Here is a 15,993-nt window from a genome sequence, read left to right as displayed (position 1 = left end):
ACGCACTCACCAAAATGCTGCGCCACCACTCGCTCCCGGCTCCCACCACGGTGGCCGCCGATATGCATGCCTGCCGCCTGTGAGCATCGTGATGCCGCCGTGGCCCCGACCTGACCGATGTGCTCGGCACGCGTACTCATACTGTGTCCGGCGGTGTGGCCAGCCGGGACGTGGAGAGGTGCGGGAGGCTCGTCCGCCCGGCACTGGGCCAGTGCTGCGATGGGCGGCGTGGGCAGGTATCCGGCTGGACAGACGAGGCTGGCCAGGGCCGGGCCGAACACGCTGCCCGGCGACCTCACTGCGCTGCTGAAGGCAGCTCTCGGCCTCATGTGATCGACCCGGCAACCTCGAGCATGCAATGTCTGGCCTCATCGGAGCCATCAGGGTGGGACGTAAGACCGCATGGCGTGTCCCGGATGCGACAGGTCGTCTGTGTGAAGCAAGTTGTGAGAAGTCGGAACGAATATGCTTGGGCATTGCCATATAAATGGGTCGATAAACAGGCCACTCGGCCACCGACTGCGCAGAATAGTCCATTCCGGTCCCGGTCACGGAGGTGTGGTACGTGTCGAAAAATGACGCAGCGCACGGCAGCGCCCACGAGGGCTTGCCGCCCGAAGTCAAAGTGCTGCAAGACATCACGCCACCCTTCTTCCCCGAAGGCGGTTCGGGAATGACCATCCTTGTCGACTGGCCCCCCGGTCACCCCGGGCTCCCTCCGCATCGCCACTCGGGCCCGTCGTTCGGCTACGTAATGCAGGGCGCGCTCCGGTTCGAGGTCGAGGGTGAGCCGGAGCGCGTGGTCGAGGCCGGCGGGACGTTCTGGGAGCCGGGTGGTGACGTGATCCACTACCAGGACGGCAACGCACTGCCGGACGCACCGACCAAATTCCTGGTGACCATGGTGTGCGCGCCGGGTCAGCCGATGCTCACGTTGGTCGACGAGGAGGAGCTGAAGGAGCGGGCGCACCTGCGCGCCCCTCGTCCCTCCGAAGGCTGACTTGCCAGTTTGGGCCGCGCCAGCACCTGGCCGTCCACCCTGACCTTCTCCGAGTACACGCTGGTGGTGGAATGGTCCGTGGGCAGGAAGGACTTTGACAGTTGCCAGGTTGTGGAAGTCGTGTCCACCTTGGTGAACACCGAGGTGGTGCCCTCATTGCCTTCCAGGGTGAAGGAACCCGTGACTGAACCGGTCGGCGTCAGGTCCGCCGCACCGCTCCCCGGCTTCCAGCCCGCGCCTGCGGCCGCAGTGAATCCGATGTCCTCACCGTCCCCATCTACCACTGCCACCGAGGTGGCCGAGGCCGTGTGCAGATAAGCCCATTTGTTCCCGGAGAGTTCGGCCACCGTGCCAGCGGTCCACTGCCGACCGAAGACGGCCGCCTGTCCCTCCTGCCGGGACGCCATTTCCGGGCGGCGCGAGGAGAAGTAGCGCCTGGCGGTCAGTCCGAATCCGGAGGCATCCGTGGCCGACAGACCGAAGTCACCGGTGAGCGTGTTCACTCTGCCTGGCCCGACTTCCTCACTGGGTGCCTCACCTGCATTGCGCTCCACCGTGATGTGAGTTGCCGGGGAGGCATGGATGCGGTGCCGTCGGTGAACACCGCACGAGCGTCCACCGGACCGTCCTCGGTGAGGGTGTCCGTGACATTCCAGCTCAGCGCTTCGGCGTTCCCGCTGGTGACCCCGGCCGGCCAGGCCGCCAGGGTGGTGCCGTCGGCCTTGCGGCGGACGTCCTGGGCAGGAATGTCCTTCCAGCTGTCTGTCTCACCCCGGCGGTACTGGTAGCGCACCCGCGTGTCACCCGACTTGCCCTGGCCGGTCAGCTCTGTGCGGCAGGCCGGACGATCCCTGTCCCCAGGGGTCAGCAGGGCCGCACCGGAACCGGCGTAGAAAGAGGTCGCGCTTCATTGGTCGTTGAGGAAAATCTCTTCGATCTTCAGGCCAAAGAGCTTAGCGAGACGGAAGGCGAGGGGAAGGCTCGGGTCGAACTTCCCTGTTTCGATGGCGTTGATCGTCTGCCGGGACACGCCGGCATGCTGAGCCAGCTCGGCCTGCGTCCAACCCTGTTCGGCGCGAAGGTCCGTGATGCGGTTCTTCATCGGTATCGGATCCTGCCGACGGCGAAGGCAATCATAAAGACGACTCCCATGAGCCCAGGGAGGACAGCAACATCGACGTCTCGAGCACCGAGGTCCGCGCCATCCGCAACGACATAGGCGAATCCGACGACCCACCCCACGCCGAGGGTTACCGCCAGCGCATCCTGCATGATCTTCCGTTGCAGCTCATCCAGCACGCGGAGAAAGCGCGTGAAGGCAACGATCCAGCCAATACCGGCGACGAAGTTGACGGCAACGGCGGCCCAGCTAGCCACCTGCTGCTCATCCCACAGCAGCTCGGGGCCGAACTTGGCCAGAGCGAGAGTCAACGCCCAGGCGAGTGTCCAGAGTACGAGCTGAACGGACGCCTTGATCTCGTTGCGGGCTTGCATGGGTGGACCCCCTTCGATGCGACGTCAAGCACACTTGACACGCTAGAGGCGCCCTACCGTGATGTCAAATACACTTGACATCAAATCCACCTCGATGGGGAGCATGGCGGGCGGGCGGTGGCGCAGCCGTCCACCTCAAACCCTGCTCGTGCGAGCCCGGTTCCGGCGCCGCCGACGCACGAGTAGAGATTCAGCGCTCGCGGCCGTAAGACGCACACTCGCCGGATGGCGGTGGTTGCGTCATGCTGGGAGACCTCCACAGGTCCGTAGGGACGGGAGATCAGGGCGGCCGCAAGACTTGGCGAGATGGAGCGGCCGCCCCTTCGCGGTGGGAAAGTCGGCAGATGCCGGGGGCGGGCTCCAAACGTGGGCCCGCGAGACGGGGGTTCGGATTGCATGGGCCGGATCGTGCTGAAGAACGTGGTGGCTGCCTTCATCGGGGCCCTGGTGTGCGTGCCGTTGACCGTGTTGTTTGGCCTGATGAGCTTCTGGCAGGCCGTGCAGGTCTGCGGAGGGGTATCCGTCATTCTGACGCTGCACGGGGTGGCCGTGGACTGGTGGCGTTCTCGGAGGCCTAAACGGTAGCGACTACGACTGGCACGTGATCCCGTGTGTGCGTGAAGGGAGTAGCCCTGCTCCCTTCACGGGTTCAGCTGTGGAGGCAGACGGGCTCGCGCAGGTCAGCCGGCGGCGGTGTCGTCGCCGTGAGTGGTGGTGCCGTCCAGGGTGCGGGCGAGCGTGCCGCTGGTGGTGGGGATCTTGACGCCCTTGATGACGGCGCCCTTGGACAGGCCCTTGATCGTCACAAGGTCCAACCCTTCAAGGGTGGTTGCTCTGGTCATCCGTAAAATCGCAGGACCCGGGGGCTCAGAGTATGGCTGTCGTGAGGAAGCCGCTGGCAAGGCTCGAAGGACTTGGCCGCACACCACCGTGGCGCCGGGCAGCCACTCGGCCGGGTCCTGGTCGGCCTTATGGCCGGTTCAACGGCGCGGTCACCGCGCCCAGCGCGCGCTCGTCGCCGAGATCGTTCGCGTCCCGCTCCCTGCCGCTCAGCCGTCCAGTTCGACGCGCCGATGTCCCAGGCTTCGGCGAGCGGTACCCAGCCGCAGGCCGCTCCCCCACAGGGAGCAGCACTCACCCCCGCACCCGGCCAGACGTGACCCGCCGAGCCCGAACTTGCCCACCCTTCCCCGGCAGCACGCATACCCCCGCCCTGCAGCCGGCCAAGCCACCTCAGAGATCAGGGTGCCGCGCGACCTGTCCGGCCCGGCCGGTCGGGTCGCGCGGCACCGTCGACAGAGGTGAGCGAGGGAGTCAAGGAATTCCTCTGCTGGCAGGACTCGCGCACTTTGGTCGCAGGAGGGAGGTACCCTCGCATCGCGCGCTTGCCCGCTGCGTATCCCACCTATGCCGCGTACTCCTCCAACGCTGCCTACGCCTCGCGGCCCGCGACCGTATGCTGACCTTGATTTACAGGGCCGGGACCGGATGGGGGTCGGCGTGACGGGACGTGCTTGGGCAAGTCTTGCGGCGGCGGCTGTGGCCGTGATCGCTTCGGGCGCGCTCGCTTCGTGTGCGGGAGGCGCGGGAGATGCGCTCTCCGCCGAGCCTGGCGAGAGCAGGTCCGCATCGGCGCAGCGGCAGGCTCCCGCCTCGCCCTCGCAGAAGTCGCGGCAGGCTCAAGTGGAGCGCCACCGTCAAACTGTGCTCGACAAGATCGCTAAGGGTGACGATGCCCCCGACCGTGCGGGCTTGAGTCTCGTGAGCGTGGGGCCCAGGGGCACAGTGTTCTTCTGGGTGACGGCCGACACGCGCTACTGCGCCGTGTTCTACGCCGAGACGGCCAGCGCGTCATCGTGTTCGACGACGCCCGACGACGTCATCAGCTCCGTGCCGACGCTGGACCGTCTCCGCGAAGGGGACGTGTACAGTGCCCGCAGTGCGTACGGGCTCATCATCGCAGCCGACAGAGAGACCGTTGGCTCCCTCTCCTGTGGCGACGAGCTCCTCGTCGTAAGAAGGGTTCGCGACATCGAAACCGAAGACGCGACCCGCACGATCTACGGGGTGGAGCTTGACGGACCCACTGCTGGCACTCTGCGGGCCGAGGTCGTGCGGGCCGACGGCCGGCACACGCAGACGCTCCCCCTCGGAACCAAGGCCGACGAGGTCACCGCCGGGCACGGCTGGCAGGTCTGCGCCTAGCATCCCGCGCCAGAGATCCGCCGCAGAAGTCAGCGAAGAACGGATCACACGCGGCTCGAGCTGGAACTTCCGCCAGATCCGGCCAACGGCGGACTTCGACAGCTCGGCCATCGATATGTGCGACCAGTCGGTGGCGCTCCTCGGAAACTGCGCCTGCACCGTGACACACGACCGCTTCCACCTCATCTACACCAATGCTGGGCGGTCCGCCCGGCCGAGGCTTGTCGACGAGGCCGTGCAGGAGGCTGACGTAGAGACGATGCCCCAGCCAAAGCGGCCTCCAACCCACTCATCACCTCCGAACACGACCAGACAGGCTCATGCCCCACGAGGTAAACCGCCCGAAAGCGGGTGACGCTCCGTCATTACTCGACATCGAAAAGCGGAATGGACGGTGATGGCGGAGCAAGAACTGTGCGAAGTCGGTTGAGGTTGGCTCGCCACCGCTTCCAGCCTTCCGGGTCGACCCAGTTCGAGGCCGGCCCGGCCTCGTCGCTAATGATGCGAGCAAGGGCCTGGTCCGCGAGCATCCGGAGATCGTCAGAGAAGGCGGGCATGGGTTCTGCAGGGCCGAAACGGGTGTCGATCGGGTCGCCGCCCAGGCATTGCGCCGCAATGAGTGCGGCTGCCGCCACCGCTTCTTCTCCTTCAGTAAGCCAGCCGGTGGCGTCGACGGTGCGCGTGAGGACGCCCCGGATCAGTGCCTCGCGTTCAGCGGGTTTGGCGTCGTCGAGAGTGTCGGTGAAGTCCGCGGCCGTGTCGTTGTCGAAGGGGCCGGTGTCCCAGGTGCCCATGTTGAACTCCTCGTGTAGTTGCGCCGGGATCTTCGCATCAGCCGCTGACATCGCAATCACTGTGCGAGCAGTCCGCGCATTCGCAGTACGCGCGAAACCAGCACGCCCGAACATCTGAGGCTTGAGCATCTTGATCCGATTGACATGCCCCTCGACCGCGCTCAAGCGCCAGGACAGGGTGACTCCGGCGGTCACGGCGTTGAAGCCACGGTCGATACCAGCGGCAAGGGCGTGGAGGCTCTCTTGAAAATGACCTGAGCTTGCGTGTATCGGTGCAGCTCAACCGGCCTCTTCGCGTGGGGTGACGGTGACATCGAGGCCGAGGGCGGCGAGTTGGGCGATGAGGCGGCGGGTGTGGCGTTCCTTGCCGAGCCGGTTGGTGAAGTGATCAGGACCGAGGTCTTGGTAGGGGACCATGTCGCGCAGGATGTGCCAGGCGGCGACCAGGATGGAGTGGCCGACCGCGACGGTGGCGCGCTTGCTGCCGCGGTGGGGAACGAGTCTTCGGTACTGGGCCCCGAGGTAGGTGCCCTTGCTTCGGGCGGCGGTGGCGCCGGCCAGGAACAGGGCGGTCTTGAGCCAGGTGTCGCCGTGACGGGTGCGCCCGGACAGTCGCTTGCCGGCCGACTCCTTGTTACCCGGGCACATCCCGGCCCAGGACGCGAGGTGCCCGGCGGTGGCGAAGCGGCCCATGTCCACGCCGACCTCGGCGATCAGGATCTGGGCCAGAGTCAGGCTGATCCCGGGGATCGTGATCAGCAGCTCGGTCTGCGCACGCAGGGGCAGCAGCTGCCGGTTGATTTCCTCACTCAGGCGGGCGATCCGTGCGTCGGCCTCGTCGATCGCGCGGAGCATCGAGGCGACCATGAACGCGTGGTGCTCGCTGAAGGCTCCGGTCAGTGCCCGGGTCAGCAGGGGCACTTTGCCCTGCAGGCTGCCCAACGCCAGCTCCGCCAGGACCTGGGGATCACGCTCGCCCGCGACCAGGGCGTCGAGCATGGCGCGCGCGGAGCGGCCGGTGATGTCGCTGACCACCGAGCTGAGCTTGATCCCGGCGTCTTCCAGGAACATCGCGAGCCGGTTGACGTCGCGGACCCGGTCGCGGGTGGTCTCGGTGCGGTACCGGGTCAGGTCCCGTAGCTGCCGGATGTCACGCGGCGGTACGAAGCTGGGCCGGACCAGGCCGTACTCGACCAGGCGGCAGATCCACTCGCAGTCCTTCACGTCGGTCTTGCGGCCCGGCACGGTCTTGATGTGCTGGGCGTTCAGCAGCCACGGCTCGACCCCCTCGGTGGCCTCCAGCAGGTAGAACAGGGGCTTCCAATAGGACGCGGTCGCCTCCATGCCCACCCGGGTGATCTGGTTGTCCACCAGCCAGTCCCGCAGTTCCAGCAGGCCGTCGCTCATCGTGGAAAACGTCCGCACCTCACGACGGGCCCGCTTCCCCGAACCCGGCAGCCGGATGCACACCTTGGCGTCCGTCTTGCTCAAGTCGATGCCCGCGCATCGCTCTTCCACCACGTCCACGAACCCTGCCCCTCCCAGTCGAACCGCGACGGGTACCCGCCCTTCCGAGGCCACAGGATTCAAAGACGCTCTCTTGCGTGCTCATGGCAACAACATTGGATTCCTGCACACGGCCCCCGCGTCCGACTGGCTATCGGGCTCACTCGCACCAAGCAGCAACGACGTCCTCCGGACGGGCACCCCGCCCCATTTTCCCGGCCCCGGGGTGCGGCCGACAGGCCGCGGGATGACTGGCTACATCGCCCCACCGGATGGCGTCGAGCCAGGCTCGCGGGTCTAGATCGCGTCCAGGACGGCCACGTCGGACTCTTCGAGGAGATCAACCAGAACGATCTGGCACAGTTGCACACCGACGGCTGTGCCCAGGACTTCAATGTCGGGGGCAGCTATTCGTTCTAGTTGGGGGGTGAGATGCGCTTCCGTGCCATTCGCCGCACGGCCGCAGGCCTGGGCCTGCTGCCGCTGCTGGCGGTCGCCTCGTGCGGCAAGGAACCGAAGACCCACTTCCGGGCGGGCCTTCGCGGGCACGCACACCAATGTAAGCGCGGCCCAGGCATTCCGTGACTACAACCTCGATGTGCCGGCGTCGGCGAAGGTCGTCGGCTACTACGCGTGGTCCCAGGACAGCACGTATCCGATGGCGGCCGTGCTACGGATGCCCTGTTCCGCAGTGCCCGGTTTCCTCTCGGGCAGCGGACTGCGCAAGGCCTCCTCCAGGGAGGGAGCGATCGCCAGCGTCCAGGTCTTCGCAAGGGACCATAGCTGGACCGACGACGACGAGAACGAGCGCTACCTCCGGAACCGGGACCGGCCCGTGGGTGTCGTGACCCATCGGACGGAGACGGAATCCAAGGTGTACCTGCACACGTGATGGACGTACGGCTACTCGTGGACGTGGGGGTGCTCACGTCGGTCGTCCCGGCCCTCGTGATCACCTCGCGTGTCCTGGTCCGCCGCCCCGACCCGGTCCGGGCGGCGGACCGCCGCGTCTCCTCGCCGGCCGTCTGGCTCGCGCTGGTGACCGGCCTCGTCTACGTCAACCAGGTGCTGTTCACCGTCTATGTGCTCCGTGTACACGGCGGGGACCCGTCGTTCATCGCGCGGTATCTGCCCGTCGGGTGGTTCGACCTGGCGTCGGCACATCCCGTGCTGCGCGACCTGGCGGAGCACTTCCCGGCGCCGGGGCTCCTTGCACCGAGCGTGCTGCGGATCCAGGCCTTCCTGGAACTCCCCTTCGTGCTGCTGGCGTTCGGCACGGTGGTGCGCTGGCTGGACGCTGATCTGTACCGCCGGATCGCGCGCTCGGCCCTGCTGCCAATGGCCTCGGTGTCGTACACGGCCGTGTTCTGTCTGGTCGAGTGGGATCTGCGCAATCCGTACACCGTGGACGACGTGGTGATCCGTGCCCTCTCGTCAGTCGTCACCCCGCTGCTGCTCGCCGCCATGGCAGCGCGCGACACGGGTACGACCCGGGTGCCGGCCTCGGTGCCGGGCCTGCTGGTGTTCATCGGCTCGCTGGGAACGCTGGGCGCGCTGGTGCTGGTCGTCTATGACACCGCTCTGCTGTACAACCTGGGCCGCCTCGACGACCGCCTGCCGTTCGCCCTGGCTGCCGCGGCGGCCCTCCTCGGGCTGCGTGCGGCCGCTTCCCGGCTGCCGGGCCGATCCGCGCCCACGCTGTCCTTCATGGTGCACGCCATACGCCACTGGCTGTTGCTGTTCTTCGTACCAGCCCTGGCAATCCGCTACGGCCTGCTGTTCGGCACGCCCCGACTGGCCCTGTCGGCGGCGGCCCTCACTGCCGTGGCAGCCTGCGTACGCGCCGCCCGCGAGATGCCGACCGGTGCCGAGCAGCACCCCCGCGCCGCTCTCCGCCTGACAGCCCGCATAGGCTGCGCCGTCCTCGCCGGAGCCGTCGGCGCTGCTCTGGCGCTCCGGGTGACCCCACCGTCGTACAAGGAGGTCGCCCTGCTGACGGCCATGGGGGCCTTCCTGGTGACGGGCGTTGCGGTGTGCGGCCTCCTGGACCGAAGCCGGAGGGAGTGAGCCGATGACCGCGGCGCGGGCAGACTCCGTCTCCAAGCCGTTCGGTGCCGCCATGCTCAACGCGGTGGCAGCGTTCCTGGGGCTGTTCAGCTTGCCATGACAGTCGAGGCGGACAACCCTGCGGCGTTCCCCGGACGTCGGGACAACGACGGTACCGTCGGAGCGCTGTCCTGGTGTGCGTCTACCGGGTGATCGGCGTCGCGGGACAGCTCTGCCGCAGCGGAGCGCAGACACGGCAGCTGTGCTGAAGGGGGGCACATTCCAAGCCGTGCCATCCGGCGCACGGCTGCCGGCCCGGACCTGGGCGCCTGCTGCCGCTGTCGGCCCCTCGCCGCGTACGGTGGCGTACTCTCCAGGCCGCCGCCGAGGACCGCCGCCTCGGACGCAATCCATGCCGCGCAAGTACGGTCCGCTCGTCGGCAGCCGTGCCGGGCCGGGCCGATGCATGGCCGCCCGGGCGCGTGGGGCCGCCCGTTCGGCGAGCGGGACCAGGCGGTCGATGCCCGGGCCCCGCGGACCCACCACATAGGTGTCGTCGCAGCACGAGAACCCGCCGGATGAGCTCGCTCTCGTCCGCCACATCCTCGACGACCAGCAACAGCAGTCCCGAAAGCACCACGGCTTGAGGCTCGTTGACATCTCGCATGCAACATCAAGAACGACCGTCACCCTTCGCCCCACCGATCACGGGACAGAGCCGAACGTCCTGCACTCCCGGCCGCGGAATACTCGACTGCAAGTGTGGCCCGCCCACCGATAGGATCCGCGTTTCAGGCGCTGAGTGGCGCCCTGCAGACAGTTGGCACACGACAGACCGAGGATGTGTGGCGCAATGAGCAGCCGACTCTTCGCAATCTCCTTCGACGCACACCGGCCCGAGCGCCTGGCGCACTTCTGGTCCGGCGTCCTCGGCCTGGAGAGAGCCGACGATTCCTACGACGGTGTCACCCTGCTGTCCGGGAATGACGCCGGCTACCGTCTCGGTTTTAGTCCCTCCCAGGCGCAGAAGGTCGCCCAGAACCGGCTGCACTTCGACCTGACCAGTGTGTCCCTGGAGGACCAGCAGGAGACCGTGGCCAGGGCGCTCGACCTCGGCGCGCAGCACGCCGATGTCGGCCAGGGACCGGACGCATCCCACGTGGTGCTCGCCGACCCCGAAGGCAACGAGTTCTGCGTCCTCGAGCCGGGTAACGGTTTCCTCGCCGGCTGCGGCTTCATCGGAGCGCTCGCCTGCGATGGTTCGCAGGCCGTGGGCTACTTCTGGAGCAAGGCGCTGGGCTGGCCGCTGGTATGGGACCAGAGCCCGGAGACCGCCATCCAGTCACCGAACGGCGGTACGAAGATCACGTGGGGTGGGCCGCCGCTCATGCCGGACCCCGGCAAAGACCTTCACCTGGACCTCGCGCCGGACGACGATCAGCAAGCCGAGGTCGAGCGCCTGCTCTCTCTCGGGGCGAAGCGTCTCAACTCAACCCCCGGCAAGGACGACAGCGCGGTACTGCTGGCCGACCCCGACGGCAACGAATTCCGCGTACTCACCCGTCAATGAGCCCGCAACGGACGCGAGCCGCGGCAGGTGATGAAGAAGGCGAACAGCGAGGCGGACTCCCCTTCCTCTGAGGCGGAGAGCTTCGGGTCCACAACCCCATCCCCCGGTGCGCATGCTCACGAACCCACCCTGCAAGCCGTCGCGCTCTACGGTGATCGGTACCCGCCGACGGGCGCGCCAACCGACACCACCCCCGTTCGGGCGCCGGTGCGGCCGAGCCATCCTGGCCCCAGACCACGTGGCAGGGCTGGCACCAATCGGTCACCACCGACCCCATCACGCCGGCCCGGCCCGCGCCTCTCAGCCCGGAGGAACGCCTCGCCTGCCACTCAGTGGTCACCATCCGCACCCCGCCGTCCGCCAAGTCGCCAGCCGGGCCCGCACCCTGATAGTCCTGGCTGCCACAAACAGGCCACCGCACTCCGCTCCCACGTGAACCACCGAGGCGTCGGCCAAGGCGCGGCCCACGGCTCCACTCGCTTGCTGCCCCAGCACCATCACCCCGCATAGCTCGCGAGGCTGCGGGTTCGTGGGGGGGGGTGACGCGCGGGTCCACAGGCAAGTTGCCACCGGCCAGGAAACCCCATGAGCACCGGCGATCGCCCACGCACGCCTGGAACAGCTGCGAGACTGGTGTGTCGAGACGGGTGCCGGCTGTGGGGAGGCGGGGCATGCAAGATGACCGGGTAACGGCGGAGCTCGCCCGGGAAGCACTCGGACTGCTACCGACGCTGGTCGGCTCGGACGCCCCCGGGATCGCGGCGGAGATCCACCGCGCGCTCGCCGTCTGGACGCGCTCCGGGGGGTCCTACGAGCTGCGCCGCGTCCTCGGCTCCGACGTCCGCGTCCGTTCCTGGGTCGAGGAGAGACTCCGCCAGGGGGAGGATCGCAACACGCCCGGGCTCGGCAGCGGATACTCGGGACAGGCTGGAGATCCGATCCCGGTCGCGTCGGCCACGACGTTTGTGTGCAAGAACCCGGTGTGCCCGAGCCCCGACACCTGGGTGCGCAGCTTCATGGGCGACCCCGTGCCGCGCTGCTCGGGATGCACGTGGCTGCTCAGTCGTGAAGCGTAAGTGAGTCGACGTGCCGGTCTTCTGGAACGCGGCCGCAGGAAAGCTGGTCGAGCGGTGGCTGGCCACGGGTCTGGCCGCGGCGGTGTACTGCCTGGCTTTGGTGCTGGCCTGGGCCGCAGGACAGCCGCGGCCCCGCCAGGCCCTGGCAGCGAGGCTCGACACCGTGGGGGCGATGCGCCCCGGTGAACAGATCACGCTGCTGTTGGTGGCGCTGGTGGTGGTCACGGGATCCGGCGTGCTCATGCGTCAGTTGATATTTCCCTCGCTGCGGCTGCTGGAGGGCTACTGGCCCCGGATCCTGTCCCCCGTAAGCGGGTGGCTGTGCGCACGACACACTCGGCGGCGCGTTGCCGACTCGGCCGCGTGGAGGGCACTGTACGCGCGACTGGAGGACGACCCGTCGACCGCCGCGCAGCCGCCGCTTTCCGCATCGGAGCGCACCGAGTACGGCAGACTGGAAGCCAGGCTCCACTGGAGCCCCCGCGACCCGGCACTGACCATGCCGACCCGGGTCGGAAATATCCTGCGGGCCGCCGAGGCCGAACCCCACCACAAGTACGGCTTGGACGCGGTGCTCGTGTGGCCCCATCTCTGGACCCTGCTGCCCGAGCCGCTGCAGCATGAGCTCTCGACCGCCCGTCAGCGGCTGGACGACTCCGTCGCCGCGGGACTGTGGTCGCTGCTGGTGCTGCCCGCCGTGTACTGGACTCCCTGGGCTCTGCTTGCTCTGCTGCCCCTGCTCGTCGCGTGGAGATGGCGGCTGCCACGTGCTTGCCAGGACTACGCGATCCTGCTGCAGGTCGCGTTCGACCTGCATCGCCAGCAGTTGTACCGCGCGCTCCGCCATCCCCTGCCAGCGACCGCCGCGGACGAACCGCGTGCCGGGCTTCGACTGACAGCCCATGTGTACCGCGGTTCCGACGATCCGGCTCTCGTGTTCGACATCGGCGGCTGAACCACGGTCTAGGGTCCGAAGTACAGGAAGGGCGCCCAAATGTACGGTTCGGGCTGCGCGTTCCGGACCTCCCGCACCGCGGCGTGCAGCGCGGGCGCCGGGTCGAACGCGCTGCCGTGCGCGGCCGCCAACCGGTGGAACTCGGCGGCCACGGCCGCGGTCGCCCCGTCCCGGACCGTCCACTGGGTGGCGACGACGTGCGGAAAGCCGATGGACTGCAGCAGTCCCGCGATGTGGGTGTGCTCGTCCGCCAGAGTGAGCTGGCCCACTGCGGTCTGACAGGCCGAGAGGAAGGCGAGTTCCGCTCTGCCCAGGCGCAGACGGGCCAGGTCGGACAGTCCGATCCGCTGCCCGCCGGACGTGTAGTCGTGGGGCAGCAGAGTCGCGCTGTCCGCGAGCTCAACGTTCTGCGTCCCATGCCCGGCGAAATGGAACCAGGAGTGCCGCGGAACCTCGTCCAGGATCCGCTCCTTCGTGGCCTCGGCACCGAACAGCACGGTGCTGCCAGGGTGCTGCTCCCGGATCGCTGCGACCTCACGCGGCACCTGGGGCAGCGCGGCCGTGCCCGGAGCCTCTGGAGCCACCACGAGCAGACCCCCCTCCGCGGGACCGCGTACCCCCCTGGGCTGCCGGGCGGCATCGGCGAGGGTGCGCAGCGTAGGGACGTACGAGGAGACGACACGGTCAAATGCGCCGTCGCCGACGGACCCGTCGTACAGAGAGCGGTGCTCCCCCGCCGCGTGCAGCGGGAGGAAGGACAGCAACCCGGTCGGGCACCACCAGATCCTCGGCCACGGCACGCCCCGGGCAGGAGGTGCGGTCAGGCCGATGGCATCGAGCACCGGACGTACCGTGGAGTGCCAGAGCCAGCGCAGGACTGCCGGAACCGCTACCTGCTGCGCCTTATAGAGGTCCTCACGGGGGCAGCGGGGATCCTGGGCACGCTGCACGGCCCACAGGAACGTGCCGGCCTGGCGGATGAGTGAGCTGTGCGTGAGCCTCGGCAGCGGGACGACCGTGACTGTCCCGTCGCGCACAATCAGCGCATCGCAGCGGTGTCGGCCGGTGTTGATGACGGCCACCGTGCGACCGTCCATGACAGGGCGCGCCGCATCGGCACTCGAGCCCGGAGACCGAGCGGGCAGCAGGAGTCCTCTGCCCTTCTCCAGCAACTCGACAGCGCGCACGGGGTCGCCCGCGCCCAGCGCGCACGCGGCGGCGTCCGAGGCGAGGCCGAAGAAGGCACCGAGGTTGTGTTCCTGAGCGGCACGGCCGCGCTCGGGCGCGGCAGCCCTGGCGAGCAGCTCGATCCCTTCCGTGTAGGCCTCCTGGGCGGCGGTCCACTCGCCCGCGTCGGCGTAGAGGCCGCCCAGTTGGGTGGCCGCGGAGGCACGGTTACCGAGCGAGCAGCCGTCGCCCGCGGAAACGACCGCGCGCAGCAGCGCGACGGCTTCGGGGTGCGGACCGCTCCGCCCACCGGCCGCGGACCGCAGGGCGACGCAACGGGCGAGTTCACGGGCCACGGTGGCGTACGCGTGCCGACCGGGCCTCTGCCGCCGGTGTGCTGTGCGCAGCAGTTCCTCCGCCTCACGCAGCGGCCCGTCACCGTCCGGATCGGCCTCGTACTCGTCCAGGAGGTTCAACGCCAGGTTCAGTGCCGCCAGTTCCTGGGCCTGGCTGTCCGGTGCAGCGGAAGCGAGGATCTCCCTGAGGCCGCGGTGAGCCCGGTGCAGTGCCTCCATGGCGTCGTCGCCGCCTTGGCTGCGTACCAGCATGGCAAGGTTGTTGAGCGCGAGGTGCCGGTCCGGGCCGGGCGGCAGGGCGTCCACTGCCGCGTGCAGTACATCCGTGGCCTCGGCGTACGTCTGATTGCGCTCAGCCGTTCGGACGGCGAGCGCGGCTTGCAGCATGAGTGCGTTACCGAGGTGCAGCAGGCAGACGCCGCGAATCCTGCTGCCCGGCGGCGACTGCTCCTCCGCCTGCCGTAGCCGTTCGACGGCCTCGGCCAGGTATGTCGGATCGCCGGTGGTGTCGTAGCACGCTGTCAGGATGCGACCGAGGCTGTTGAACAGCGCGGAGGCGACCGTGCCGCGTTCGGCAGCTGCGTCGATGGCCTGGCGGGCGTGCTGAAGCGCTTCCCGCAGACAGGCCTGGTCACCGGTGGCGCGGTGTCGCTCGTACAGCGTGTCGGCGAGGTCGCTCTGGTACGCGGTGCGCGAGGTGTGACCCGGCGGCAGGCCATGGACAGCTTTGGCGAGGGCGCCTTCCGCGGCCGCGAGGTCGGTGCTCTCCCCCGTCTGCCGGGCCCGGAGCATGAGCAGCCGGCCCTGGGTCGCAAGCGCGGAGTCCCTGTCGTCCTCCTCCGGTATCCCGGTCACCGCCGTATTTGCGCAGCTGATCGCCTCGTCCAGGACGTCCAGGTCATGCCCGTGCACATACCAGTCACCGAGAACGTTCGCGGCCGTCGCGTGAACGTCGGACCAGTTGGGGTTCTTCGGGGACACCGTCCGTACGGCCTCCCGGCACAGCGTCACGGCCTCCTCCAGCAGACTGTGATCCGCGCCCGCCGAGGTGTGTGAGCGCAGCACGTCAGCCCGCTGGGTGAGCAGTCGAACGCGCTCGGGGTCACCCCCCACGACCAGGCGCAGCGCCTGGGCGTTGGCCTGTTGCGCGGCCTCCAGATCGCGGAGGTCGCCCGTCGAGTCGTACCGGTCGAGGTATGCGGAGCAGAGGTTGTGGGCGTGTCTGTGGCCGATCAGGTCTCCGGTGGGGACGGCGGCCACCGCTTCCGTGAGGACCGTGACGGCGCTCTCCAGGCGCCACGGCTCTGAGGGGTGGAAGGCGTAGCGGCGGCGCAGCGCACTGCCCAGCAGCCCGAGGGCGTCGTGTCGTCCGTGCCCTTGCTCGGGCCATGCGTCGAGTGCCCGGGTGAGTATCGCGATGGCGTTGTCGATCACCTCGGCATTGCCGGAGGCCTCGCTGCTTTCCAGCCGTTCCTCGGCCTCGGTCACCATCCGCTGCAGGCCGTGAAGAGGATCGTGAGGATCCGCTCGGACGACGGCCAGGCCGTGGGCGATATGGGGCGGCAGTTCCCGCGGGAGCACTCCGGCGACCTTGCCGAAGAGGGTGAACGCCAGCTGGGCGTCCTCCCCGTCGAGCCCGAGCCGGCCGACGGCGAGCGCCCGGTACTGGTAGAGCCAGGCCACCGCGGCGACGCCTTCCGGGGTGGGGCGTACGGCCACGGCCTGTGCGGCTTCCTGGGATGCCTGGTCCTCGAGGACAGCTTCCGTGTCCCCGGCACGGAACCGCTCTAAGCGCTCACGCACCCGAGCCAGCGCTGTCGCGAC

16 protein-coding genes and 1 pseudogene are annotated in these 15,993 nt (G+C 68.6%); 8 read left to right on the top strand and 9 right to left on the bottom strand.

Features of this window, described 5'->3' with window-relative positions; genetic code table 11:
- Positions 1 to 565: 565 nt before the first annotated feature.
- Entirely contained in the window at positions 566 to 1,000 is a 435-nt protein-coding gene (locus tag DN051_RS39500; RefSeq protein WP_112442844.1) for a cupin domain-containing protein, read from the top strand.
- Between the two features lie 499 nt (positions 1,001 to 1,499).
- Here the strand turns inward: DN051_RS39500 and DN051_RS39490 are convergent, their stop codons facing one another.
- The 3 genes from DN051_RS39490 to DN051_RS39480 all read right to left on the bottom strand — a co-directional run bounded on the left by DN051_RS39490 (position 1,500) and on the right by DN051_RS39480 (position 2,494).
- Positions 1,500 to 1,793, bottom strand: a complete 294-nt coding sequence (locus DN051_RS39490; protein WP_112441767.1) for a hypothetical protein — start codon at positions 1,791 to 1,793, stop codon at positions 1,500 to 1,502.
- A 114-nt stretch (positions 1,794 to 1,907) separates the two neighbouring features.
- Entirely contained in the window at positions 1,908 to 2,102 is a 195-nt protein-coding gene (locus tag DN051_RS39485) for a helix-turn-helix transcriptional regulator (protein WP_112441765.1), read from the bottom strand.
- Positions 2,099 to 2,494 (bottom strand): hypothetical protein, encoded by a 396-nt coding sequence (locus DN051_RS39480; RefSeq protein WP_112441763.1) that lies wholly within the window; start codon positions 2,492 to 2,494, stop codon positions 2,099 to 2,101. Before DN051_RS39480 ends, DN051_RS39485 begins: the two co-directional genes overlap by 4 nt.
- 396 nt (positions 2,495 to 2,890) lie before the next feature.
- Between DN051_RS39480 and DN051_RS39470 the strand changes: the two genes are divergently transcribed.
- Positions 2,891 to 3,079 (top strand): hypothetical protein, encoded by a 189-nt coding sequence (locus tag DN051_RS39470; protein WP_112441759.1) that lies wholly within the window; start codon positions 2,891 to 2,893, stop codon positions 3,077 to 3,079.
- Between the two features lie 95 nt (positions 3,080 to 3,174).
- Here the strand turns inward: DN051_RS39470 and DN051_RS45420 are convergent, their stop codons facing one another.
- Positions 3,175 to 3,336 carry a hypothetical protein gene (locus DN051_RS45420; protein ID WP_162624715.1) on the bottom strand — a complete coding sequence of 54 codons (162 nt, stop codon included), beginning with the start codon at positions 3,334 to 3,336 and terminating at the stop codon, positions 3,175 to 3,177.
- A gap of 862 nt (positions 3,337 to 4,198) precedes the next feature.
- Here DN051_RS45420 and DN051_RS39465 point away from each other — a divergent pair.
- A complete protein-coding gene (locus tag DN051_RS39465) occupies positions 4,199 to 4,699 on the top strand; it encodes a hypothetical protein (protein ID WP_112441757.1) in 501 nt (166 codons plus the stop codon).
- A gap of 365 nt (positions 4,700 to 5,064) precedes the next feature.
- Here DN051_RS39465 and DN051_RS39460 read toward each other — a convergent pair whose 3' ends face one another.
- The 4 genes and pseudogenes from DN051_RS39460 to DN051_RS39450 all read right to left on the bottom strand — a co-directional run bounded on the left by DN051_RS39460 (position 5,065) and on the right by DN051_RS39450 (position 7,548).
- On the bottom strand, positions 5,065 to 5,544 hold the full coding sequence (locus DN051_RS39460; RefSeq protein WP_425471709.1) for a DUF4259 domain-containing protein: 480 nt from the start codon (positions 5,542 to 5,544) through the stop codon (positions 5,065 to 5,067).
- A gap of 5 nt (positions 5,545 to 5,549) precedes the next feature.
- Positions 5,550 to 5,730, bottom strand: a pseudogene (locus DN051_RS47960) (ISL3 family transposase); the annotation flags it as partial.
- A gap of 42 nt (positions 5,731 to 5,772) precedes the next feature.
- Positions 5,773 to 7,020, bottom strand: a complete 1,248-nt coding sequence (locus tag DN051_RS39455) for an IS110 family RNA-guided transposase (protein WP_053758776.1) — start codon at positions 7,018 to 7,020, stop codon at positions 5,773 to 5,775.
- Positions 7,021 to 7,296: 276 nt separating this feature from the next.
- Positions 7,297 to 7,548, bottom strand: a complete 252-nt coding sequence (locus tag DN051_RS39450; protein ID WP_112441755.1) for a hypothetical protein — start codon at positions 7,546 to 7,548, stop codon at positions 7,297 to 7,299.
- A 49-nt stretch (positions 7,549 to 7,597) separates the two neighbouring features.
- Here DN051_RS39450 and DN051_RS39445 point away from each other — a divergent pair, with 49 nt between their 5' ends.
- The 5 genes from DN051_RS39445 to DN051_RS39420 all read left to right on the top strand — a co-directional run bounded on the left by DN051_RS39445 (position 7,598) and on the right by DN051_RS39420 (position 12,646).
- Positions 7,598 to 7,891, top strand: coding sequence for a hypothetical protein (locus tag DN051_RS39445; protein ID WP_112441753.1), 294 nt, complete (start codon positions 7,598 to 7,600; stop codon positions 7,889 to 7,891).
- Entirely contained in the window at positions 7,888 to 9,066 is a 1,179-nt protein-coding gene (locus tag DN051_RS39440) for a hypothetical protein (RefSeq protein WP_162625106.1), read from the top strand. Before DN051_RS39445 ends, DN051_RS39440 begins: the two co-directional genes overlap by 4 nt.
- An 832-nt stretch (positions 9,067 to 9,898) precedes the next feature.
- On the top strand, positions 9,899 to 10,615 hold the full coding sequence (locus tag DN051_RS39430; RefSeq protein WP_112441746.1) for a VOC family protein: 717 nt from the start codon (positions 9,899 to 9,901) through the stop codon (positions 10,613 to 10,615).
- 671 nt (positions 10,616 to 11,286) lie between these two features.
- Positions 11,287 to 11,691 carry a hypothetical protein gene (locus DN051_RS39425; protein WP_112441743.1) on the top strand — a complete coding sequence of 135 codons (405 nt, stop codon included), beginning with the start codon at positions 11,287 to 11,289 and terminating at the stop codon, positions 11,689 to 11,691.
- Between the two features lie 10 nt (positions 11,692 to 11,701).
- The gene (locus DN051_RS39420; RefSeq protein WP_112441741.1) at positions 11,702 to 12,646 is read left to right on the top strand and encodes a hypothetical protein; all 945 of its coding nucleotides are present in this window, start codon (positions 11,702 to 11,704) and stop codon (positions 12,644 to 12,646) included.
- 8 nt (positions 12,647 to 12,654) lie between these two features.
- Here DN051_RS39420 and DN051_RS39415 read toward each other — a convergent pair whose 3' ends face one another.
- Entirely contained in the window at positions 12,655 to 15,972 is a 3,318-nt protein-coding gene (locus tag DN051_RS39415) for a CHAT domain-containing protein (RefSeq protein WP_162625105.1), read from the bottom strand.
- Between the last annotated feature and the right edge of the window lie 21 nt (positions 15,973 to 15,993).

The organism is Streptomyces cadmiisoli (assembly GCF_003261055.1).
GTDB classification, from domain to species: domain Bacteria; phylum Actinomycetota; class Actinomycetes; order Streptomycetales; family Streptomycetaceae; genus Streptomyces; species Streptomyces cadmiisoli.
Note: the sequence above shows the minus strand (reverse complement) of the source record. Positions and strands in the feature narration are given on the sequence as shown.